The organism is Bradyrhizobium sp. S3.7.6 (genome assembly GCF_054061875.1).
Map to the genome: position 1 here is coordinate 7,276,587 of NZ_JBSSEQ010000001.1, position 21,533 is coordinate 7,298,119.

General features: G+C 63.6%; 17 protein-coding genes. 3 read left to right on the forward strand and 14 right to left on the reverse strand.

The window, feature by feature from the left end:
• Positions 1-30: 30 nt before the first annotated feature.
• The 4 genes from hpnE to ACVJ5M_RS35350 form a co-directional block, all read right to left on the reverse strand.
• The gene (hpnE, locus tag ACVJ5M_RS35335) at positions 31-1,287 is read right to left on the reverse strand and encodes a hydroxysqualene dehydroxylase HpnE (protein WP_063984636.1); all 1,257 of its coding nucleotides are present in this window, start codon (positions 1,285-1,287) and stop codon (positions 31-33) included.
• Positions 1,287-2,126 (reverse strand): presqualene diphosphate synthase HpnD, encoded by an 840-nt coding sequence (gene hpnD / locus ACVJ5M_RS35340; RefSeq protein WP_063984637.1) that lies wholly within the window; start codon positions 2,124-2,126, stop codon positions 1,287-1,289. Before hpnD ends, hpnE begins: the two co-directional genes overlap by 1 nt.
• Positions 2,116-3,000 (reverse strand): squalene synthase HpnC, encoded by an 885-nt coding sequence (gene hpnC, locus ACVJ5M_RS35345; protein ID WP_063984638.1) that lies wholly within the window; start codon positions 2,998-3,000, stop codon positions 2,116-2,118. The genes hpnD and hpnC overlap by 11 nt, the downstream gene beginning before the upstream one ends.
• Positions 3,001-3,191: 191 nt before the next feature.
• Complete coding sequence (locus ACVJ5M_RS35350) at positions 3,192-3,425, reverse strand: hypothetical protein (RefSeq protein ID WP_063984639.1); 234 nt, start codon at positions 3,423-3,425, stop codon at positions 3,192-3,194.
• Positions 3,426-3,877: 452 nt separating this feature from the next.
• On the opposite strand from ACVJ5M_RS35350, the gene ACVJ5M_RS35355 reads away from it, so the two are divergent.
• The gene (locus ACVJ5M_RS35355; RefSeq protein ID WP_063984640.1) at positions 3,878-4,375 is read left to right on the forward strand and encodes a hypothetical protein; all 498 of its coding nucleotides are present in this window, start codon (positions 3,878-3,880) and stop codon (positions 4,373-4,375) included.
• Between the two features lie 75 nt (positions 4,376-4,450).
• Positions 4,451-5,284, forward strand: coding sequence for a hypothetical protein (locus ACVJ5M_RS35360; RefSeq protein ID WP_063984641.1), 834 nt, complete (start codon positions 4,451-4,453; stop codon positions 5,282-5,284).
• A gap of 28 nt (positions 5,285-5,312) precedes the next feature.
• On the opposite strand, the gene ACVJ5M_RS35365 is transcribed toward ACVJ5M_RS35360, so the two are convergent.
• The 4 genes from ACVJ5M_RS35365 to ACVJ5M_RS35380 all read right to left on the reverse strand — a co-directional run bounded on the left by ACVJ5M_RS35365 (position 5,313) and on the right by ACVJ5M_RS35380 (position 11,797).
• A complete protein-coding gene (locus ACVJ5M_RS35365; protein ID WP_063984642.1) occupies positions 5,313-7,679 on the reverse strand; it encodes an efflux RND transporter permease subunit in 2,367 nt (788 codons plus the stop codon).
• A gap of 207 nt (positions 7,680-7,886) precedes the next feature.
• Entirely contained in the window at positions 7,887-8,669 is a 783-nt protein-coding gene (gene eutC, locus ACVJ5M_RS35370; RefSeq protein WP_063984643.1) for an ethanolamine ammonia-lyase subunit EutC, read from the reverse strand.
• Positions 8,670-8,675: 6 nt separating this feature from the next.
• Positions 8,676-10,262 carry a B12-binding domain-containing radical SAM protein gene (locus tag ACVJ5M_RS35375; RefSeq protein ID WP_063984644.1) on the reverse strand — a complete coding sequence of 529 codons (1,587 nt, stop codon included), beginning with the start codon at positions 10,260-10,262 and terminating at the stop codon, positions 8,676-8,678.
• Positions 10,263-10,414: 152 nt separating this feature from the next.
• Entirely contained in the window at positions 10,415-11,797 is a 1,383-nt protein-coding gene (locus tag ACVJ5M_RS35380) for an ethanolamine ammonia-lyase subunit EutB (RefSeq protein WP_063984645.1), read from the reverse strand.
• Between the two features lie 219 nt (positions 11,798-12,016).
• Here ACVJ5M_RS35380 and ACVJ5M_RS35385 point away from each other — a divergent pair, with 219 nt between their 5' ends.
• The gene (locus ACVJ5M_RS35385; protein ID WP_063984646.1) at positions 12,017-13,756 is read left to right on the forward strand and encodes a methyl-accepting chemotaxis protein; all 1,740 of its coding nucleotides are present in this window, start codon (positions 12,017-12,019) and stop codon (positions 13,754-13,756) included.
• Positions 13,757-13,981: 225 nt separating this feature from the next.
• Here the strand turns inward: ACVJ5M_RS35385 and ACVJ5M_RS35390 are convergent, their stop codons facing one another.
• The 6 genes from ACVJ5M_RS35390 to ACVJ5M_RS35415 all read right to left on the reverse strand — a co-directional run bounded on the left by ACVJ5M_RS35390 (position 13,982) and on the right by ACVJ5M_RS35415 (position 21,486).
• Positions 13,982-15,415: a hypothetical protein gene (locus ACVJ5M_RS35390; RefSeq protein ID WP_231144420.1), complete on the reverse strand. Its 1,434-nt coding sequence runs from the start codon at positions 15,413-15,415 to the stop codon at positions 13,982-13,984.
• 810 nt (positions 15,416-16,225) lie between these two features.
• On the reverse strand, positions 16,226-17,077 hold the full coding sequence (locus ACVJ5M_RS35395; protein WP_187387768.1) for a phosphatase PAP2 family protein: 852 nt from the start codon (positions 17,075-17,077) through the stop codon (positions 16,226-16,228).
• Positions 17,078-17,820: 743 nt separating this feature from the next.
• Positions 17,821-19,035: an acyl-CoA dehydrogenase family protein gene (locus ACVJ5M_RS35400; protein ID WP_063984648.1), complete on the reverse strand. Its 1,215-nt coding sequence runs from the start codon at positions 19,033-19,035 to the stop codon at positions 17,821-17,823.
• Positions 19,036-19,268: 233 nt separating this feature from the next.
• Positions 19,269-20,480, reverse strand: coding sequence for an ABC transporter substrate-binding protein (locus ACVJ5M_RS35405; RefSeq protein WP_063984649.1), 1,212 nt, complete (start codon positions 20,478-20,480; stop codon positions 19,269-19,271).
• Between the two features lie 113 nt (positions 20,481-20,593).
• Positions 20,594-20,818: a LapA family protein gene (locus tag ACVJ5M_RS35410; RefSeq protein ID WP_014496835.1), complete on the reverse strand. Its 225-nt coding sequence runs from the start codon at positions 20,816-20,818 to the stop codon at positions 20,594-20,596.
• Between the two features lie 92 nt (positions 20,819-20,910).
• Positions 20,911-21,486 carry an HdeD family acid-resistance protein gene (locus tag ACVJ5M_RS35415; RefSeq protein ID WP_014496836.1) on the reverse strand — a complete coding sequence of 192 codons (576 nt, stop codon included), beginning with the start codon at positions 21,484-21,486 and terminating at the stop codon, positions 20,911-20,913.
• Positions 21,487-21,533 lie beyond the last annotated feature (47 nt).

A 21,533-nucleotide genomic window follows, 5' to 3' on the forward strand; every position in this document is an offset into this window, starting at 1 on the left:
GTCGATTGAAATTGACCGGGACTTTGCCCGTCAGGGCCGCTTTGCGGCCAAAACCAGATCGGCGGCGCGATCACCGGACCGCACCGATCCCTCGATGGTTGCAGGCAATCCCGTAGCAGTCCAGTCGCCGGCAAGAAACAGGTTTTTCAGCGCAGTGGCCGGCCCCGGACGCAGGGCATTCTGGGCCGGCGTCGCCGCAAATGTGGCACGGCGCTCGCGCACGATCTGCCAGGGGGGCAGCTCGCCGGACACCCCGCCCGCCTTGCAGACGTCGTTCCAGATCGCCTGCGCGAGTTCCTCGCGCGGCATGTCGACCAGGCGGTCGCCATTGCTGATGGTCACGGACAGCCGGTTCGGGAACGCGAACAGCCATTCCACGACGCCGCCGATCACGCCGAGGATCGGCGCCGAACCGGGCGGCGGTTCAAAGCGGAAATGCGCGTTCACGATGGCGCGGAATTCGGTCGGCGTCTTCAGCCTGGGCAGCAGGCTCGCGGCGGCGCGCGGCGGCACTGCCATCACGACGACATCGCCCTCACCGAGCTGGATCACATCCTCGCCGCCGAAATTCAGCGCGCTAGCCTTGCCGTCACCGGTCGTAAACGAACGCAGCTCATGGCCGAGCTGAACGGTGTGGCCGCGCTCCTGCAAGAACTTCACGGCAGGCTCGATCAGCACGGCGCTCAAGCCGTCGCGCGCAATCAGCGGCCGGCACGCCTGTCCGCCAGCAAGCAGCGTCTCGCGCACGATCGCGCCGGCAAGCCCGGCCGAGCCCTCTGGCGGATCGACGTTGAGCGCCGCAAGCAGCAGCGGCTGCACCAAGCGCTGATAGAGGATGCCTTCGCAGGGAATGGACTTGCCGACCAGCGTCTCCTCCGACGCCCAGATCAGCGGCGCCAGCTTGAGATAATCGCTGAGCCCGGTGTCGGGAACGCGGCGGCTCTCGTCGAGCACCCAGGTCGGCAGCCGGCCATCGCCGAGATCGATCTGCCAGCGCTGCCCGGTCTTGATGTCGACGAACGGAAACTGCGCGCGTTCGGGGCCGACGAGGCCCGCCTCGGTGCCGATCGAGCGGGCATAGGCGCGCGCATGGCTGTTGCCCGACAGCAGCAGATGATTGCCGTTGTCGATGGTGAGATTGGTGGCGCCGTCGAAATAGGAGCGGCAGCGGCCGCCGGCCTGGTGCGTCGCCTCGTGGACGGCGACCTTGAAGCCCGCATTGGCGAGCCGCACGGCGGCGGAGAGGCCGGAAATTCCAGCACCGATGATATGAGCTGTCTTTTGCATCAGATGAAAGCGTAACGGAGCAGGATCAGGATGCGCGTGACCTTCGACACACGCACCGGCTCGCGCGGCGCGTTGAAGCCGCGCGCGATCAGGAGATCCAAGATGGAATGATAATACTTCGACATGATCCGCGGCGCGCGCACGGCGCGGCGCTTGTTGCGGTTCATGATCTCGTCAGACTTCTCGAAATGCGCCTTCGCACGCTGCGTCAGCGACTGGCAGACCTTCGGCAGCGCGCGCTCGGTGATCACGCGGTTCGGGTCGTTGGAGGTGATGCCGGCATGCAGCAGCGCCTCGCGCGGCAGATAGAGCCGGCCGAGGCCAGCGTCCTCGTCGATGTCGCGCAGGATGTTGGTGAGCTGGAGCGCGCGGCCGAGATGGTAGGCGAGCTGGATGCCGTCTTCCTCGGGCAGGCCGAACACCCGTACCGACAGCCGCCCCACGGCGCTGGCGACGCGATCGCAGTAGAGATCGAGCGTCGCCATGTCGGGCGCACGGATGTCCTGCGGCACGTCCATCTCCATGCCGTCGACGATCGCAAGGAAATCCTCGCGCTTGAGGCCGAAGGTCTTCACCGAGGCGACGTAGTCCTTCAGCCGCGGCGGCGGATGGCCCTGATAGAGCGCGTCGATGTCGTTGCGCCACTCCTGAAGCGCGGCGAGCCGCTCGTCGCGCGGGCCGTCGGAGTCGGCGATGTCGTCGACCTGTCGGCAGAAGCTGTAGATCTGGAACATCGCTTCGCGCTGGTCATGCGGCAGGATGCGCATCGCAGCGTAGAAGGAGCTGTTCGATGCGGTCGAGCCGTAATTGGCGCTGGGCGAGGTCGCCTCAAGCGTCATGTGCAGTCCCCGGTCTGGAAATGGCCTTGCGTCCGATCGCGCGGCGGCCGACTTCGCCGATCATGCCGGCGAGGCTGAAAGTGAGAAGCTCGAACTTGTTCAGATGCACGCGCTCGCGCAGGGGATCGCGCACCTTCAACAGACGCACGATACGATCGGCATAGGCCTGGATCACCGCAACATCGACGCCGAGGCGGAAATCCCGGATCTCCGCGCTCAGCGATCTGCCCTCGTCGAGCAGGGCTGCGTTACGCACGGCGAGCGCCTGAAGGCAGGCCAGCATCGCCGGCGGCGACTGCGTCAGCCCCAACTGCTCGACCGAGGCGCCACTCGCGGCCAGCGCGTCGCGCGGCAGATAGACACGATTGAGCTCGCGAAAATCCTTGCCGCAATCCTGGAGGTGGTTGTTGATCTGGAGCGCCGCACAGAGCGCGTCCGAGGCCGCCCATGTCGACGTGCTCTCGCCGTGGACGTCGAGCATGAAACGGCCGACCGGCATCGCCGAGTAGCGGCAATAGTGGATGACCTCGTCCCAGTTCTCGTAGCGCAGCTTGGTGACGTCCATGCGGAACGCGATGAGCACGTCGAGCGCGTGGCGCGGCGCCATGCCTCGCTCGGCCAGCGCCCGCCGCAGAATGACGGCTTCGGCCTGGGTGTCGCCCTCGCCGAGCAGTTCCGCCTCGAGCAGGTCGAGATAAGCGAGTTTCTGGTCGGGAGGCAGCGTCGCGTGATCCGCGATGTCGTCGGCGGTGCGGACGAAATTGTAGTACGCCAGGATCAGCGCGCGATGGCGCGGATGAATGATCCAGGACGCGACGGGAAAATTCTCGTCGCGGTCACCCTTGCCGGATCGCAATTCGCTCGCAGAGGTCATCGAGGGCTGGTTTACAATCGTTTGGACAGGAAGGGCTTTTTCGCTCGCGCGGGCTTATGCCGGCGATGCCGCCGCGGCCCCCATATAGGGGAATACGGCCGCAAAACCAATCCTGTCTCTCGATGGCTGCCCTTCCGGATCCGGCCCGAAAAGGCGGCCCCCGGGCCGCCCTTGTGGGCCAGTGGCCGAGCTTACTGGTTGTGGGTCTTCAGGACCTGGTCGCAGGCCTGCGAGATCTTGGCCCGGTTCTCCTTGAGGCAGGCCAGGATGGTGAAATCGCCCTGGTCGATGACCGGACGGCAGAACTTCTGCACATCGCGCGTGCAGGCCTTCTGTTCCGCGTCTGTGCCACGTCCTGCCTGGGCGAATGCCGCCGTCGAAAGGGATGCCAACAGTAGGGTGAGAGCGACGAGAAGCTTACGCATTGTATTCCTTCATTCTGACGGCAGAACCGCACCGATCCCGGACAGGGCGAACGACCGGAACGGATTGTTCTGATGGCAAGTCGCCGCGGAACGTGCGGCCTCGGAGAAGGCACAAGCACTGGCAAATGCGGCCAAATTGGCGCCACAGCCACCAAATCGGGTCTTCCCTCGCTCTTCATTGGCAGATGTAACAGATTGATACTACGTCATAATTCTGGCACACTGCGTTTTGATGCGTACCTGTTGCAGAGCTGCATCTCTCCGCCCTGCTTTTCCCGCGAGAAACACAGCGAAACAGAGAGAATCGCGCAGCCTGACCTGGCGCGACGGCGTCGTGAACCGCCGTCCCTGGCTGTCAGGCTTTGAACCAGACACAGGCTCGGAACACTAAACTTTCGATGTGGCGAGACGTTCATCCTAAGCGAACGTCGCTCGAAAACGGGATATTCAAAATGCAATTCATTGGGCGATCTGGACAGGCAATCAAGGCGGCCGGCATCGGGGCTGCGCTGCTCTTCTCAGTCTCGGCAAGCCATGCTCAGTCGTCCGGACCGTTTGCAGGTTTCGACGGTGCGTGGAGCGGCACCGGCACGGTGTCGCTGTCCGATGGTAGCACCGAGCGCATCCGCTGCAAGGCCGACTACAAGGTCGCCGGCACCGGTCTCAGCCTCAAGCAGGCCCTTCACTGCGCGTCCGACAGCTACAAGTTCGACCTCACCAGCGACGTGACGAGCCAGGGCGAGCGAATCTCCGGCAACTGGAGCGAGACCAACCGCAACATCTTCGGCAATCTCCAGGGCACCGCCGGCGGAGGCCAGATCGAGGTGTTCGTCGAGGCCAACGGCTTCGCCGCCAACCTGTCGCTGCGCACCAACGGCACCAAGCAGACGGTGCAGATCAGCTCGAAGGGCGAGATCCGCGGCGTCAACATCACGATGACGAAGGGCTGACACCCTTCCCGCTTCGAGAGGAACACGCCCCCGGTTCTCGCGAGCCGGGGGCTTTTTGCTGACATTGTTACGGACATGGACCCAATTCGCAGACATCTGCTCAAGGCCGCCGGGCTCTTCGTAACCAGCCGCGCCTTCGCCAATGACCAGCAGGGTACGAGCATGCAGCCTTCGTCGGTAAAACCGCGTCACGTGCTCTGCTTCCTCGGCAAGGACGAGAGCCTGCTGCACCCGCCGAAGGCGGTGGCCAAGACAATCGCGGATTTCAACTTCGAGATCGACCGCACCTATTCGCAGGCCAAGCCCGATCCGCACATGGAGTGGTCGTTCGGCGTGTGCTGGGACCGCGTCTTCCCGAAAGCCTGGTCTGCCGCGGACGAAGCGGCCGTGGTCAACCACAAAGCGGTGCTTTATTTGCTGAGCCCGCCGCTAGAGCAGCAGAAAGCAGTCGCCTTTTCGGCGGCGGCCTTGCGCATCGTCGAGGAGATGATCGAAGCCGGCGCCACCGCCGTGAAGGGCGAAAGCGCCGGCGTTGCCCACGGCCTCGAGCGGTGGCGCAGTCTCGGCGATCAGGCACGCAAGGGCGCAAAGACCAGTCAGGACCTTGGCATGACCCTCGCCGTCGCCAAGGCGTGTCGTCTTGCTTTCGCCAAGCGTCCGCTCGGCGGCGATCGCTATTACGAGACCGTCGGCTATCACCTCGTCGGCTTGCCGGAGATCTATGTCGCGAAATCGCGCGGCAACGAATGGTCGGCGGTGCTGCTCATGGAGGAGCTTGCCAACGCCATGGCCGAGCGCGGCATCGAAGCGACGCTACGCGATCGCAAGCTTACGCTCTCGCGGGAGCAGGACTACGCCGAGGACGATTTCAAGTTCAATCCGTACGGGATCGTCCGGGTCGAGGCGTGAGCAAGGGGCGGCGTATGCCGCCGCCCGCTCAGATCGCCGGCTTGTCGGGGCCCTGAAGCTTGGCGTGCAGGTTGATCAGCCACATCGCCGTCGGCCGCAGGATGAAGAGGTCGGCGACGAGGGCCATCACCATCGAGAAGGCGCTGAGCCAGCCGAACAGCCGCAGCGACGGCAGGTCGGAGAACACGGTGACGACGAGACCGCAGGCCAGCACCAGCGTGGTCAGGATCAACGCCGGGCCGACCAGCACCGTCGCGCGCTCCACCGCGAGCGCCGAACCGACGCCCGGCTTGCTCTCCAGCCTGAGGCGATTGAGGAAGTGGATCGTCGCGCTCAAGCCCAGGCCGAACGAAACGGTCAGCGCCACGACACTGGCAAATTGCAGCCCCTCGCCCATCGCCCACAGCACCGTTCCCGACATCACCACCGGGAAGATGCCCGGCAGGATACAGGCGAACATCACGACCCAGGAGCGGAAGGCAAGGCCGATGAAGATCGCGACGAGCGCGAATTCGACAGTGAGCCCGCGGTTGAGCTTCTCGATCATGCCGGCCGAGTTGCGCGCGGCAATCGCGGCAAGACCCGTTACCGCGATCTCGTAGCCGGGATGCTTCTTGCGGACGGCGTCAAGTTCGGAATCGAGCTTGTCGACGATCGGTAGCAGCTGGCTGGAATCCTTGTCCGGCACGCGGCCTGCGACCACGACGGCGTCCTGCTCGGCGTCGATGAAGCGCCGGACCAGATGCTCGGGGATGACGTTGACATATTCCTTCAGCGTCGCGACGTCGGCGCTGCCGGCCTTGTCCGCGAGCCAGCGACGCAGGGTCTCGAGCGACCAGACGTTGCCGACACCGGCGGCTTTCTCGACGGTCGCATGCACGTCCGCGATGGTCTGGAGCGTCTCCGGCGAGTAGAGCGTCTCACCCTTGGGGAACTGGACCAGCACGTTGACCGGATTGGCACCGGTGAGCTTGGCATCGAGCCGGTCGCTGGCGGCGACGGCCTGGCGCTTGTCCGGCACCTGGTCGGCGAGCCGGTAGCGCGGCTCCAGATTGGCGTAGATGACGCCGAGGCCCGCGACGAACAACACCGCAATCAGGCTGAACAGGCCGGGACGACCCACCATGCGGACCGCGATCCAGTAGCAGAAATTGCGCAGCGCCTGCACGCCGGCATCCGCGCTCTGGAACTTGGAAGCAAAGACTTTCTCGTTGCGCACCAACAGCACGCCGAACACCGGCACCAGCGACAACACCGCGACCAGCGCGATGATGGTGGCGGCGAGGCCCGCCTCGCCGAACTTGCGGATCAGGTCGGAGTCGGAGAACTGGAGCGCGATGAAGGAAATGCCGGCGGTGCCGTGCGTCAGCACGCAGGCCGGGCCCACCACCAGCACCGCGTTCTTGAACGCGGTGAACTTGTCCTGGCCCGCGATCAGCCGGTCGCGCGCGGCGAAGGTGAGCTGCATCGAGTCGGAGAAGCTGATGACCATGATGAGCGGCGTCATCACGTTCAGGAACATGTTGAGATTGAAATTGGCCCAGCCGAGCGCACCGAGCGCCAGCAGGATCGCAATCATCGGCGGGAACGCCGCCGCGACCATGAACGAGATCTTGCGGAAGAAGATGATGGCGATAACGCAGCCGGCGAGGATGCCGAGGATGTTGTAGGTCAGCCCGTCACGCTCGACCGCGTTGCGGATCTCGAGCTGCATCACCGGCACGCCGGAGAGCTGCACGTTGAGGCCGGTATTGCCGAGGTCTTCCTTCATCAGCGCACGGATGTCGCCGACGGTCTTGGTCAGCTTGTTGGAGGCGACCACCTCCGGATCGAGCGACAGCACGATCAGCGCCAGCGTGCCGTCGTCCGACAACAGCTTGCCGCGGATGATCTCGTTGTTCTTGACGGTCTCGACGAACTTGTCATAGGCCGCGCCCTCGGGCAGTTCGGGCGGGAACAGCGCCGCCGGCAGCCTGCCCGGCGCCGGCGCCTGCCGCGCCGAGAACAACGAGACCAGGCCACGCGTGCCTTCGACCAGCTGCATGTCGGTGACGAAGTCGCGCAGCTTCTCGAGGTTATTCCGCGCCAGGAGGGTCTTGCCCTCGACCACGACGAGGACGTCGAATTCCTCGGCCGGGAACTTCTTTGTCACCGCTTCATACTGGCGGAATTCCGGCGTGTTGGACCGGAACAGCTGGGACAGCGAATCGTCGATCTTGATCCGGTGAATGCCGAACACGGCACCGACGATCAGGGCGAGCAGAACGATGCAGGAGACGATCGGCGCCCGGACGGCGATCAGCCCGATGCGCTCGAGCCCGAAGGCGATCGAGGACGTCGGTCCCTGCTCGACCTTGTCGACATGAACCTCATTCTCGCGGTGCTTTTCGAGCATGCCTTGTCCAGTTCCTAATCGGCTCGGGTCTGTGAGCTTATTGCGTCCCGCGAACGGCTTGAAAATGCCATACAGATGGGAGGCTTGCCCTTTGAAAATGCGCGGAAAATCGCCGCGAGGGGTTTAGCAGGTCCAAACGCCCTCTCGCAAGCGCGCGCAAGCGCACAAATTGGATCAACATGCGGCGATTTCGACCCTTGATACCGGTCATTCCGGCCGGATCGTCCCGATTCGAGCGGGAGGATCGCCGCTCTCGTCTTTCAGCGCCACGCCGGTGGCCTCCCGCGCCAGCCCCTCGCGAACAAGCCAAGCGATTTTGAAGGCGGCCTCGTCATGGCTCAACCCGGCCTTGTGGACGTTCGAGACGCAATTGCGCTCGGCATCGGTGCGGCCCGGCTTCGGTGCGAAGGTCAGATAGGCGCCGAGGCTGTCGGGCGCGGACAGGCCCGGCCGCTCGCCGATCAGCGTCACCACCATGCGCGCACCGAGAATGGCGCCGATCTCGTCGCCGAGCGCGACGCGCGCGCCTGAGGCGACAACGACATGTCCAATCGCGACGTCGTCGCCTTCCGCGAGCAGCGGCAGCAGGTGAGACACCAACGCCACCGCATGGGCGTGGACCGCCGCCGCCGACAGGCCGTCGCCGATCACGACCGCGAGCTGGCACAGCTCCGAGGCATGTCGTGCCAACAATTCGACCGAGCCGGCATCGAGCTGTCGTCCCAAATCCGGCCGCCGCAAATAATCCCTGCGGTCGACCGCCTGGCTCCGCGCCTCGGTGACGATAAGGCCAAGCGCGCGGAGATCTGCGACCAGACGCGGCGTGTCAAACACTGCATGCACGGCATCGCGGGCGCGGGCATGATCCAGCGTGAAATCGAGCAAGGCCCTTGTGGGCACGCTCGCGCCGCTGCGGCCGAGCGCGACGCGCGCAGGCGTCAGCGACCGCAGATCGAGGGTCGGGCGGCGCGGGACGGCCGGATCAGACATGTCGCGTCATTCGGCGGGAACGGAGGCCTCGCGCAGGCGGATCGAATAGTTCGAGGCGTTTTGCCTGCCGCTGGAGGCCGCGCGCGCAAAGGTGATGAGATGGTGCGCGATCAAGGTGCAGCCGATCAGTCCCTCGAGGTCGCCGCGCTTGATGCGCCCGAGCGCAAACTTCCAGAACACGCGCCTGTAGTCGCCGAGCACACCGACCTTCCAGAAGATGTTGCGCAGCATCACGAGCCCACGCCGGATGTTGGGCCAGGTCTTCATCTCGTCCGGCGTCGGCATCTTCAGGCGGTGCACATAGACGTTGTCGCATTGATACTGGAAGCGCGCGTAGACCCTCTCGGGCTCGTAGGCGACGCCCATGGCGTGCTTCCAGGATGCGACGACCTCGTCATAGGGCAACAGGAAGTCGACGTTGGAATCGCGGCCGTCATCCTCGATCAGGCGTCCCTCGCGCTCCAGACGGTCCCACAGCGGCGTCTTCGGCAGCGCCTGGAGCAGGTTGATCGTGAGCAGCGGAATCCGGGACTCCTCGACGAAGGCCAGCAGCGCCTCCGACGTGTTCGGCTTGTCGGTGTCGAGCCCCATGATGATGCCGGACACGACCTCCATGCCGTAGGAGTTGATCGTTTGCACGCCCTCGAGGATCGGGACCATCATGTTGTGGTCCTTGTGCATCGCCTTCAGGGCGTCGGGATCGGGCGTCTCGATGCCGCAGAAGATGGTGATGAAATAGGCCTCGCGCATCTTCTCGAGGATCTCGGGCCGCTTGGCGATGTTGAGCGTCGCCTCGCAGGCGAGCCGCACCACATAGCCGGTCCGCTTCTGCCATTCGATCAGATGCGGCAGCAGGTCCATCGCCGCCTTGCGGTTGCCGATGAAATTGTCGTCGACGAAATAGACCGTGTCGGTCATCCCGCATTCGCGCAGGCGGTCGAGCTCGGCGATGATCTGCTCGGGCGACTTGAGGCGCGGATTGCGGCCGTAGAGGCCGGGGATGTCGCAGAACTCGCACTGATAGGGACAGCCGCTGGAATACTGGATGCTGCCGAGAAAGTATTTCTTCACGTCGGCAAGTTCGTAGGCCGGGATCGGAAACTCCGTCATCGGCACGCGGTCCTTGGTGGTGAGCACCACCTGCTCCCCGGGACGCGACGCGTCGCGCGCCAAAATCTCGATCAGCCGATTGGTGGCGTCGCCGAGTTCGCCGACATGAAGATAGTCGAAGGACGGATAATAGTCCGGGCAGGCGCTGACGGAGGGACCGCCGAGCGCGACCGGCAGATCGAACTCATGGGCGCGGCGGCAGATGTCGTTCATCTGCTGGCGCTGGATGTGCATGCCGCTGACGAAGACCGCCTCCGCCCAGGCGAACTCTTCGTTGGTCGCGCGACGGAGATTCTCGTCGACGAACTTGACCTCCCACTCCTCGGGCAGATAGGCCGCGAGCAGCAAAAGCCCCTGCGGGGGCATGAAGGCACAGACGCCGTCGGTCAATGGATAGGAATGCTCGAACGTCCCGAACGACGAAGTGTACCGCGGAAACACGCACAGAATCCGCCGGGCCGTACCGTTACTTTCAGCTCGCATCAAAGCTCCCCCGCCACGGTCGACATAGCTGCGGAAATTGCCAGCCAGACACATAGCGTAATGCTGTCGCCGGAATTTCTCAATATTGTGGCAGGACCATAATTCCGAGAGGGACCAATGGTTTCCTCAAGCCGCCGGGCGCTCCCGCCGCGTCACGCGATCAGCCGTGAGGCAAAATCGGGCAGCAGGCCTGCGTCGCCGGCAAGACGGAAATCGGCGCCCGCGATCCCCGACTGCACCAACCAGTCGTCGAATTCCGGCGCGCGGCGCAGGCCGAAGACGTCGCGGACATAGAGCGCGTCGTGAAAAGACGTCGACTGGTAGTTCAGCATGACGTCGTCGGCCCCGGGGACACCCATGATGAAGGTGACGCCGGCGGCCGCCAGCAGCGTCAGCAGATTGTCCATGTCGTCCTGGTCCGCCTCGGCATGGTTGGTGTAGCAGATGTCGATCCCGAGCGGCAGGCCGAGCAGCTTGCCGCAAAAATGATCCTCCAGCCCGGCACGGATGATTTCCTTGCCGTCGTAGAGATATTCCGGGCCGATGAAGCCGACCACGCTGTTGACCAGCAACGGCGCAAAGGCGCGGGCGACCGCATAGGCCCGCGCCTCGCAGGTCTGCTGGTCGACGCCGTGATGGGCGCCCGCCGACAGCGCCGAGCCCTGGCCGGTCTCGAAATACATCACGTTCTCGCCGACCGTGCCGCGCTTCTGCGACAGGCCGGCCTGCTGCGCCTCCTTCAGGAGCGCGAGGTCGACGCCAAAGCTGCGGTTGGCGGCCTCGGTGCCGGCGACCGACTGGAAGACGAGATCGACCGGCACGCCCTGCCCGATCAGCGACAGCGTCGTCGTGACATGGGTCAGCACGCAGGCTTGCGTCGGGATCTTCAGCCGCGCGATGATCTCGTCCAGCAGCCGCAGCAATTGCCCGATGACCGCGGGATCGTCGCTGGCCGGATTGATGCCGATGCAGGCATCGCCGGCCCCTAACAGGATGCCGTCGAGGATCGAGGCGGTGATGCCCCTGGCGTCGTCGAAGGGATGGTTGGGCTGCAGCCGCGTGCTCATCCGCCCCTTCAGGCCAATGGTGTTGCGAAAGGCGGTGGTGACCTCGCATTTCCGCGCCGCCAGGATCAAATCCTGGTTGCGCATCAGCTTTGAGACCGCGGCCGCCATTTCCGGGGTGATGCCGCCCGCCAGCCTGCGCAAAACCTCGGATGTCGCCGCATCCGACAGCAGCCAGTCGCGAAAGGCGCCGACCGTCAGCGAAGCCACCGGCGCGAATGCCCTGGCATCGTGGCTGTCGATGACGAGGCGGGTGACCTCGTCGGCTTCGTACGGGATGACCGCTTCCTGCAAGAACTGGCCGAGCGGGACGTCGGCGAGCGCCATCCGCGCCGCGATCATCTGCGCGGCGCTTGCGGCGGCAATCCCGGCCAGCCGGTCGCCGGAGCGCGGCGGCGTCGCCTTGGCGAGCAGGTCGCGCAGGTCCGGAAATGTGTAGGTCGTGGCGTCGATGGTGTGGCGGTAGACCAAAGGCCCCTCCGGGGTTCATCGGCCAGTGGCCGACATCAGCGCGATCCCAAACTATACCCAGATCAAGACACTGAAATATCTTACCTTTCTTTTGACTAAGGACGAAGGGGCCGGGCCACGGCGTTAAGACGGCGTCCATCTTCATTCTGCATAGTTTTGCATCAATTTTATACGACCGCGCTCTCCGGCCACTGCCGGCCATTGGGGCCTCTGAAAAGCATGACAACCGACCGTTCTGGGAATGCCACGGGGGTGGCAGGCCGTTTCACGCTTGCGATCAAGCTCTACGCGATCTTCGCGCTGTTCGCGCTGCTCACGGCGGCGATCGCGATGCTGTCCGACTACAACAGCCGCCGCAGCGCCGAGTTGACGAGCGCGATCGAGACGGCGAACGCCGCAGCACTCAATGTCGAGCGGGTCAACTCGCTGGTCTACGCGGTCGTGATGGAATCGCGCGGCGTCTACATGTCGACCGAACCGGCCGTCGTGAAGAAATACGGCGAAGGCCTGCTCAAGTTCAACGCCCAGATCCTCGATGTCGTGAAGCGCTGGGAGACCATCGTCAAAGCCGACGATGCCGAGCAGTTTGCCACGTTCAAGAGGCGCATCGAGCAGTTCGTCGAGTTCCGCAAGGAGCTGGTGCGCCGCGGCGTCGAGATCAATGCGGCCGCGGGCCGCGAATGGGGCGACAACGACGCCAATCGCGCCGTGCGCTCGGCGCTGAACAAGGATCTCGAGGCGCTGTCCAAGGTCTATGCCGAGCGCGCCAGGCAGATCGCGCACGAGACCGAGACCAATCGCACCCTCTCCTTCGTGCTGACCTGCCTCGGCGGCGTGGCGCTGGCCCTCGTCGTGATCGGCATCGTCATCATCGCCCGCTCGATAGCCCGTCCCCTCTCCGCCATCACCGCGACCATCGAGCAGGTCGCGGACGGCGCCGAGAATGTCGTGGTGCCGCACTCTGACCGCGCCGACGAGATCGGCGCGCTGGCACGCGCCATCCAGATCTTCCAGGACGCGATGGGCCGCAACCGCAATCTCGCCTCGCAGGTCTCGCAGGACTCCGCCGCGCGCGAGCAGCGCGCCCGCCACATCGAGCAATCCGTCGAGGCGTTTGGCGAGGCGATCGGCGCGATCATGCGCGGCCTCAGCGACAACGCCTCCGTCATGCGCGAGACGGCACAGACCATCACCCGCGTCACGGCGGATGCCAGCAGCCGCGCCGGCACCGCGGCGAACGCCACCGAGCAGGCCTCGCACAACGTCACGGCGGTGGCAGGCGCAGCCGAGGAGCTGTCCGCGTCGGTGGTGGAGATCGGCCGCCAGGTCCGGCAGTCCGCAGGCGCGGTCGAGCAGACCGGTCAGCGCACCGAGAAGTCGATCTCCGAGATCGAAAGCCTCGCGGCCGCCACCCAGCGCATCGACGGCGTGCTCAACCTGATCCAGGCGATCGCCGAGCAGACCAATCTGCTCGCGCTCAACGCCACCATCGAAGCCGCGCGCGCCGGTGACGCCGGCCGCGGCTTTGCCGTCGTCGCGCACGAAGTGAAGGCGCTGGCGGGTCAGACCGCCAAGGCGACCGCCGAGATCGGCGAGAACGTCTCGATGATCCAGGCGTCCACCCGCAACGCGGTCGATGCCGTGCGCGAGATCGGCGGCGCCGTGCGCGAGATCAGCGACGTCACCTCGGCAATCGCCGGCGCCATCGGCCAGCAGGACACCGCCACGCGCGAGATCTCGTCCAACGCCCAATCGGCCGCGCAGGGCAACGAGACCTTGGTCGCCAACATCACCTCGCTGCGCGACGCCATCGGCGAGACCGACACGGCGGCAGCCTCCGTGCTGACGGCGGCGAGCAGCCTCACGGAGACGGCGGACACGCTGTCGCGGGAGGTGGAGACGTTTTTCCAGAACCTGCGATCGGGCTCCGCGGACAGCCGCGTCGCCAAGGCGGGGTAAGAGCGCGCACACCCGCGGCGGGCTCACGCTCTCACAAAAAACGCGAAAACAACCCCATGCACAGTAGCCGGGGATAACGATATCAATGGCTTGACCGCCCCACACGCCTTGCGGATTTTACGAATCCTATTTGACTCGTCGGGCAAAACACCGGCATGATGTCATCATCGCGATGGCACGCCAGTCCCCGCTCCGGCATTGGCAGCCTGCCATCGAACGCAGGGATCAGCGTTCTGAATTCGATTGATCGACGAATATTCGAACGCGGCCGACATCCTCGACTTCACGATAGCGGCTTAACTCCATCCGGAGCTCGGGATCCGAATTGGCCCAGGCCAGCCAATCGAACGGGAACGAGCTCAGCAGAGAGGTATCAACGAGAATGACGTTGGGGCGCCCGTTTCGCACGTCCGCCAGCAATTGCTGCCGCTCGAACTCGATGATGCTGTCCAATCTTGCTCGCTCACCTTCGCTTGGTTGCGAGCTGTTCTCGCGCAGCATCGCGCCGGCGGCCAGCAGCTGCGCACAAGAGCTGCCCACCCAAACTCCGTCGATCTGGCGGACGAGCGGATGCCCGAGGCCGATGTGATCGGTAATCGTCAGCAGCCGCGGGTGCTTCACATATGCCTGGACGCGCGCCTGCAGCGGCGGAAATCCCGGGGCTGGTGATGACAAATAGAGCCCGATGGCGACGACGGTCGCAAGGCCGCCGATCACAACAGGCGCCCGCAACGTCTTGGTGCCAACCTGCAGCAACGGTGCGGTAATCGCAAACAGACAGAGCGCGAAGGCCGTGTATGGCCATCCCTTGCCTTGAAGCAGGAAACTCGCGGCGCCGCCGACCGATGCGGCAAGCCAAGGGATTGCGGCGCTCCCCATCTTGAGGTTTTGAGGACCGCTCAGACGCAAGAACCCAAGAGAAGCGCCGATCACGGCGATCGGAATAGGAAGCAGGGCACTTAGCTCCCGTCTGATCGGCAAATAGGCTTCGGCGACCATCGGGGCATAGGTGGAGAGATAAGCGGGGAAGACGGCAACAACCACCGCCCCGTAGCTGATTACGACAATCGCGGCCGTCCATGCTTCAGGGGTGAACAAGGGCCTGAAGGACCGCTGGCGGAGGGCGCTCAGAATGATCGGGAGGCCGGCCACCAGGGCAAAGAACGGCTTGATGCTCATGGCCAGCCCCGCCCCTACGCCAGCGAGGATCGCGACCCGTCCGGGATCGAGCCCGCGCCAGCGCAGCGCGGTGATGGCGACAAAAGGGGTCAGCGCGATGACAGCGATGTGTTCACGCTGTCCGAAGATGGTGCCCGGAAGAATTGCGAGCAGAAACGCAAACGACCAGGTTGAAAGACTCCTCTCCCGAGCGCCCAGCTTCGCGGCCGCAGCCGCGCGATCGATCACAAAAAGCGCGCCTGATATCTCGGCGATCACCAGGACGATCACGATGAACTCGGGTGCAATGCCGGTCATTCGCCCGAGCATCGCCGCCGGCATGTACATGTAGACCGACAGAGGCGGATTGGACTCGAAGAGGTCGACCCCAAACTTTCGGCCGTCCAGGATTTTTTCGTTGACGGTCAGAAGCCAGCCCACATCCGCGTTGAGAACGACAGGTATTTGGACGAGCAGGGCCGTCAGCAGGATCGCGATCACGACAAACTGCCGCTGATGCGTGCCGAAGTCGGTTCCTAGCAGGGCCAGGGCGCTCTCCCTGGAAGGAGGCGATCTATTCTCTTTCACCCGCGTGAACCTGCCATGGCGTGATGGGCCATTCTCAACCGGCAGTCGTTACTATTGTGCTACGAGAAGTCGCAGCTGAGCGGCGCTACCCGCCCCGCCGGCAATCGAGTGCTCCGCACTGGCAATTGCTACCGAAGTCGCTACGCGTCGTGCTGAAGGACGCCGAGCATCGCCCCATGATCGAGGAACGCTTCGCCGGCGCAGCTCGTCGATGATATTGAGTACCTCGATCCCCAAACCGCGCTGGGCAAGATCGACGAACCGATTCGGCTGCTGATCGGAAGTCTATGCCATCAACAGCGCAGATCGAATGAAACGAACTGGCGTTCCGAATTGGATTGAGCAACCAAAATTTGAACGCGGCCGCCGGGAGTCCTCAACTTCACGATAATGACTCAATTCCACCCAGAGTTCGGGGTCCGAATTGGTGTCCCAAGCCAACCCATCGAAACGGGCCGCACTCAGCAGATAGGCATCCACGAGAATCACATCGGGGCGCCCTCTCGCAGGTCCGCCAACAGCAGCCGCTGCTCGAAATGTGCGATGTCATCGAGTTTCGTTCGCTCGTCTCGAGTCAGCTGCGAGCTATTCTGGCGCAGCATTGCGCCAGCCGCCAAAGGATGCGCGGCGCAAGAACTGCTCATCCAGCTTCCGCCGATTTGTGGGTAGAGCGGACATCAACCAACCGAAAACCACCGTCGAAAATGATACGTAGCCGAAGTCTCATTGCACTCTCAAAATCGGCGCGTTTAGGGGATCTGGCGGCATCAGAGTCTTTTGTTGCTTCTGCCGATCGCTCGTAAGATATTTTCCAACACGGCGCACCGCGTATGTCGCCGCCACGGCTATGATCAATCCGGCGGCAACATCAGCAAAGAAATGGCCACCACCAATTGGAGTCGCTGCGACCATAACGGCATTCCACAAGAGACCAACGGCCCTCAGCCAACGAAACGGCCAAAAGACCCAAGCGTAAAGTGCCGCGGAAATGGCATGGAAGCTCGGAAACGTCAGAATAGGCCCCAGGAGATAGGCGTTGAGCAGTCTGGTAGTGCCGTCGCGCACGAGTGGAAGCTCTTTCAGAGTCCCGTAGTAGACAACTGGTTCGACATTGGGATGGTCGCTCGGCACGAGTCCAAGAGCGTGATAGACACCAGTCGCCGGCACAAGCGTAGAGATGATGGTGGTCACGATCAGCGCTATGGCGAAGGCAAGCGCGAACTCCGCCGCGCGCCGATGGTGGCCGAACAACGGCAGGATTAGAATCAGGATGACGAGCTGCCATTGAATGGAATTATAGGTTTGCTCAAACGCCCAGCGTAACTGAAGCTGGTCGTTTACGACACCGAGATAGGCCCGGAAATCCAATCCCAGCCTGCGGTCAAGCGTGAGCAGATTTTCTTCCTGCATTGGCAGGTTCGCAGAAGCTGCGACGTAACCGAGCGAAGTGATCAGCACGATCATCGAAATGAATTGGGCCTGCATCAGGAGCGTGGCGTAGATCCTGGGGTCTCCGGCCGCGGATCTCGCATTGAGATGGCCGACGGTACCATACAGCGCGGCGATTCCGAGCATAGTGAGGTAGCTGCACCACTCAATGCGGAATTCGGTGAGCAAAAGGCCGAGACAAAAGCTCCCCAAGACCATGGTGATGAGAGCCCAATTCAGCTGGAACAGCCGCAGAGAAACGATTTCGTCTTGCGTCGTGCTTCTCTACTTTGAATGTGACGACTTCCCACAAGAATCCTGCGCCATTTGCGGCCACTCCCTGCATTACGAGAGTGCAAATGAATACACAACCATTAATAGAATCACAACAAACGCGTGTTTATCAAGTTGGATACACTCTAACTGACTCCTTTAGGTTGTGGAGTCTTGATAGAATCATAATGGCGCCAAATCTCTGCGCAGGCCATTGCTACCGAAGCCGCTATGCCGAGGAGGTTTTCCACCACCGAGCCAAGCTCGAAGGTCTGGATTGGCTCTCCTTCTCGCGAGCCGCGGCCGAGAAACTTTCGCCTGAAGACGTCGGTCCCATCTCGCCATTTGCGTTAGAGGCCCTGCAAGCAAAAGGTATTGCGGCGGGAGGAACTGCGCGGAATCCGTTGCTCTGTACTGTCGCTGATTTTCCGGACGCGGAACTAGTGGTCGCGCTAAAGGACGGCGGAGATCGCTGTGCCGTGTAGCTCATTGTGTCGAATACTGGGACGTGGATGATATCGAGTACCTCGCTCCCAAACCGCGCTGGGCAAGATCGACGACTGGGCTGCTGATCAGAAGCCTGCAGATTCACACCCGAGAGGCCGAGAGCAGCGCCCCTACCCCATCACGCCGCCGCGCTTGATCAACTCCTTGCCGACGGCAGCGAGATGCACCTGGTCGGGGCCGTCGCCGATGCGGATGAAGCGGGCATAGACATAGGCGCGGGCGAGGAAGGTGTCCTGCGAGACGCCGGCGGCGCCGTGGATCTGGATGGCGCGGTCGATGACGCGGGCGGCCATGCTGGGCACCACGATCTTGGCGGCGGCGATCAGGTCGCGCGCTGACTTGTTGCCTTCGCGGTCCATCTTGTCGGTAGCTTGCAAGGTGAGGAGCCGCGCCTGCGCGATCTCGCAGAAGGAGTTGGCGATGTCCTCGCGCACCGAGCCCTGGTCTGCGAGCGGCTTGCCGAAGGCTGTGCGCGACACGGATCGCCGGCACATCAATTCGAGCGCGCGCTGGGCGCAGCCGATCAGGCGCATGCAGTGGTGGATGCGGCCGGGGCCGAGCCGGCCTTGCGCGATCTCGAAGCCGCGGCCCTCGCCGAGCAGGATGTTCTCGGCCGGCACACGGACATTCTCGTAGACGATTTCGGGATGGCCGACCGGCGCGTCATCGTAGCCGTAGGTCAGCATGTCGCGGACGATGCGCACGCCGGGCGTCGCCTTCGGCATCAGGATCATGGATTGCTGGCGATGGCGATCGGGATCATCGGGCGCGGTCTTGCCCATCACGATCAGGATCTCGCAATCCTCATTCATCGCGCCTGACGTGAACCATTTGCGGCCGTTGACGACGTAGTCGCCGCCGTCGCGCTTGATCTCGCACTGGATGTTGGTGGCATCGCTGGAGGCGACCTGCGGCTCCGTCATCGAGAAGCCGGAGCGGATGCGCCCCTCCAGCAGCGGCTTCAGCCAGCGCTCCTGCTGCGCCGGCGTGCCGTAATTGGCCAGCACCTCCATGTTGCCGACATCGGGCGCGGAGCAGTTGAAGACCTCCGGCGCCCAGAGGATGCGGCCCATGATCTCTTTCACGGGGGCGTATTCGAGATTGGTCAGGCCTGGACCGTGCTCGCCGGAGAGGAACAGGTTCCAAAGCCCCTGCTCGCGCGCCAACCGCTTCAAGTCCTGCAGCACCTGCGGCGTCTTGTAACGCGCGGCTTCCGGCTTCACCTGCTCGTAATAGAGCTCCTCGACCGGCTCGACATGCGTCCGCATGAACTGGCGGACACGCTCCTGGAGTTCCAGCGAACGGGCGGAGTGTTGAAAGTCCATGGGGTTCTCTCCACAAGCAGAAAGTATTGTAGGGTGGGCAAAGCGAAGCGTGCCCACCGCTTCTGTTGCAGTGTTGGATCGGTGGTGGGCACGGCGCAAGTGCGCCTTTGCCCACCCTACGATTCCGGACTCGCGGAGAGATACCCCTCACCCGGCTCGCCGCTTCGCGGCGATCCACCCTCTCCCACAAGGGGAGAGGGTGCACTGTCTCTGCGGCCGCTCGCGCAGTCCCCTCACGTCCCGCGCAGCAGCTCGCTCGCCACGATCCAGTCGTTGCCGTCGAACTGGAGCATGTAGCCGTCCTTGATGGGGCGGAAATCCTGCGGTGTGGTGTTGAGCGTGATGCCGGGCAACAGAAGCGACAGCGGCACGTTCTTGAGGTTCGCCGCCTGCGCCATGATGTTCTCGCGCGTCAGATTGTCCTTGCACTGCTTGAGCAGGACGACCAGCGCCTCGGCGACGGTGTAGCCGTAGAGGCCGGCGACGTTGTTGATGTCGGCATTGGGCAGGCGCTTCTTCATGAAGTCGATATAGGCCGTCATCGACGGGTCGTCCTTCGGCTGCTCGACAAACGGCTTGAGCGAGCCGAGCGACAGCACGCCCTTGCCGGCATCGAGGCCCGCAGGGACCATGACGGTCGCCTTGTTGGCGCAGCCGGAGGCGAGGAAGCGCGTCGGTTGCCAGCCGACCTCGTGCGCCTTGCGGATCGCCTGCGCGCAGGCGCGCGGCGTCACCGAATAGATCATGAAGACATCGGCCTTGGTGTTGGCCAGCGTCAACACCTGGGAATCGACGGTGGGATCGGTGACCTCGAAGCTCGAGGCCATCGCGAGTGCCTTGTCGGCGTCGGCACCAAGCGCTTCCTTGACACCGCGAAAATATTCCTTGCCGGCGTCGTCGTTCTGATAGAGCACCGCAAAGCGCGCGTTCGGGTTCTTGGCGCGGGCGTAAGCGACGTCGATCGCGGCCTCGCTGGTGTAGTTCGGCGCCCAGGGCAGCGCCATCGACCACGGCATGTTGGCGGGATCGTTCCACTTCGAGGCCGAGCTGATCAGGAACAGCTGCGGCACCTTGTTGCTGTTGAGGTATTTTGCGATCGCCGAGTTCGGCGCCGTGCCCATGGTCGCGAAGATGAAGGCGACGCCGTCGCCCTCGACCAAGCGTCGCGCGGCTTCCATGGTCTTCGGCGGCGAGAAGGCGTCGTCGAGCGACAACAGATTGAGCTTGCGGCCGTTGACGCCGCCCTTCTCGTTGACCTCATCGAAATAGGCGGAGATCACCCTGCCGGTGATGCCCAGCGGCGATGCGGGGCCGCTATAGGGCATGGTGTTGCCGATCTTGATCTCGGTGTCACTGACGCCGGGACCGTAGGACTTTTGCGCGGAGACGGGCGTGGACAGGCAGGCGGCAGCCAGCGCTGCGGCCAGGACCAAAGCGGCTCTCATGGTTTCTCCCCGGTGATGATCGTCCACGCGAGGCGACCGCGCGGCGTGCTGCTTTTTGCCAGCACGTCAGATCAGCGGAGTTCCGCAACACGGTCTTGCGTCGAGTTGCTGGTTCATTCGACGTCTCGTTTCGAACCTGCGTATGAACGCCGCAGCAGGGCGAACAGGCTGCCGCCGGTCGCGGCTCCAACGAGATAGACAACGAGGGTTTGGAGCGCGAGCGGCAGACTGAGATTCATCTTGAAGAAGGAGATCGTGACCGTGTCGAGATTCTGCACGGCGAAGACGATGGTCGCTGCGGCGAAAAACACGATCACGGCGAGATGAAACCAGCGCATGACAATCCCTCAGCGTCGCCCGACGCGCGATGAAATCTGGATGAACCGTCATCGCGCTCTTGGGCGACCACGGTCCTTCTCCGGATCAAGCCTTAATGGCGCCGCCGCAGGCTAAAGCCCAGACTGACCCAGCCGGCGCCGGCCATGATCAGGTCGATGCCGAGGAACAGGCCGAGGATATAGACGCTGTTGACCGGCCAGCGCGCCAGGATCAAGAGCCCGAGCAGCAGGGTGATGACCGCAGACAGCGCTACCCACACCCACGGGCTTTCCCTTTTCATGCTGAAGGCGAGAAACAGCCTGACGGCGCCCGAGGCCAGCAGCGACGCGCCGAGGAACAAGGTGAGCAGCACCGCGGCGAACAACGGGTTCTCGAAGGTCAGGAAGCCCGCGACGATATAGAGCACGCCGAGCAAGGCCCAGATCAGGAACTTGCCCCAGCTCTTCATCTGGAACGCGCCGATCACCTCGGTGACCCCGGCGATGATCATCATCACACCAACCACGAGCACGCTCGCCACCGTCGCCATCATCATGCTGCCGAGCGCGATGAAGCCGGTGATGAGATAGACGACGCCGAGGGCGACGATCCAGCCCCACTTGGCGTGCAGCGCAGCAATGCCGGACCCAAGACCCAAGTTTGGAGACGTATCCGAAGCACTTGTCATGACGGCTACTCCTGCATGCGAAGTCCCAAGGCACATCTCAGGATAGC

Excerpts from the sequence above, each read along its gene's own strand:
- ACVJ5M_RS35355 (WP_063984640.1), top strand. The coding sequence starts at position 3,878 with ATGCAATTCATTGGGCGATCTGGACAGGCAATCAAGGCGGCCGGCATC.
- ACVJ5M_RS35365 (WP_063984642.1), bottom strand. The coding sequence starts at position 7,679 with ATGCTCGAAAAGCACCGCGAGAATGAGGTTCATGTCGACAAGGTCGAG.
- ACVJ5M_RS35395 (WP_187387768.1), bottom strand. The coding sequence starts at position 17,077 with ATGCTCGGAATCGCCGCGCTGTATGGTACCGTCGGCCATCTCAATGCG.
- ACVJ5M_RS35400 (WP_063984648.1), bottom strand. The coding sequence starts at position 19,035 with ATGGACTTTCAACACTCCGCCCGTTCGCTGGAACTCCAGGAGCGTGTC.
- ACVJ5M_RS35385 (WP_063984646.1), top strand. The coding sequence starts at position 12,017 with ATGACAACCGACCGTTCTGGGAATGCCACGGGGGTGGCAGGCCGTTTC.
- ACVJ5M_RS35350 (WP_063984639.1), bottom strand. The coding sequence starts at position 3,425 with ATGCGTAAGCTTCTCGTCGCTCTCACCCTACTGTTGGCATCCCTTTCG.
- ACVJ5M_RS35375 (WP_063984644.1), bottom strand. The coding sequence starts at position 10,262 with ATGCGAGCTGAAAGTAACGGTACGGCCCGGCGGATTCTGTGCGTGTTT.
- hpnE (WP_063984636.1), bottom strand. The coding sequence starts at position 1,287 with ATGCAAAAGACAGCTCATATCATCGGTGCTGGAATTTCCGGCCTCTCC.
- ACVJ5M_RS35410 (WP_014496835.1), bottom strand. The coding sequence starts at position 20,818 with ATGCGCTGGTTTCATCTCGCCGTGATCGTGTTTTTCGCCGCAGCGACC.
- ACVJ5M_RS35405 (WP_063984649.1), bottom strand. The coding sequence starts at position 20,480 with ATGAGAGCCGCTTTGGTCCTGGCCGCAGCGCTGGCTGCCGCCTGCCTG.
- eutC (WP_063984643.1), bottom strand. The coding sequence starts at position 8,669 with ATGTCTGATCCGGCCGTCCCGCGCCGCCCGACCCTCGATCTGCGGTCG.
- hpnC (WP_063984638.1), bottom strand. The coding sequence starts at position 3,000 with ATGACCTCTGCGAGCGAATTGCGATCCGGCAAGGGTGACCGCGACGAG.
- hpnD (WP_063984637.1), bottom strand. The coding sequence starts at position 2,126 with ATGACGCTTGAGGCGACCTCGCCCAGCGCCAATTACGGCTCGACCGCA.
- ACVJ5M_RS35415 (WP_014496836.1), bottom strand. The coding sequence starts at position 21,486 with ATGACAAGTGCTTCGGATACGTCTCCAAACTTGGGTCTTGGGTCCGGC.
- ACVJ5M_RS35360 (WP_063984641.1), top strand. The coding sequence starts at position 4,451 with ATGGACCCAATTCGCAGACATCTGCTCAAGGCCGCCGGGCTCTTCGTA.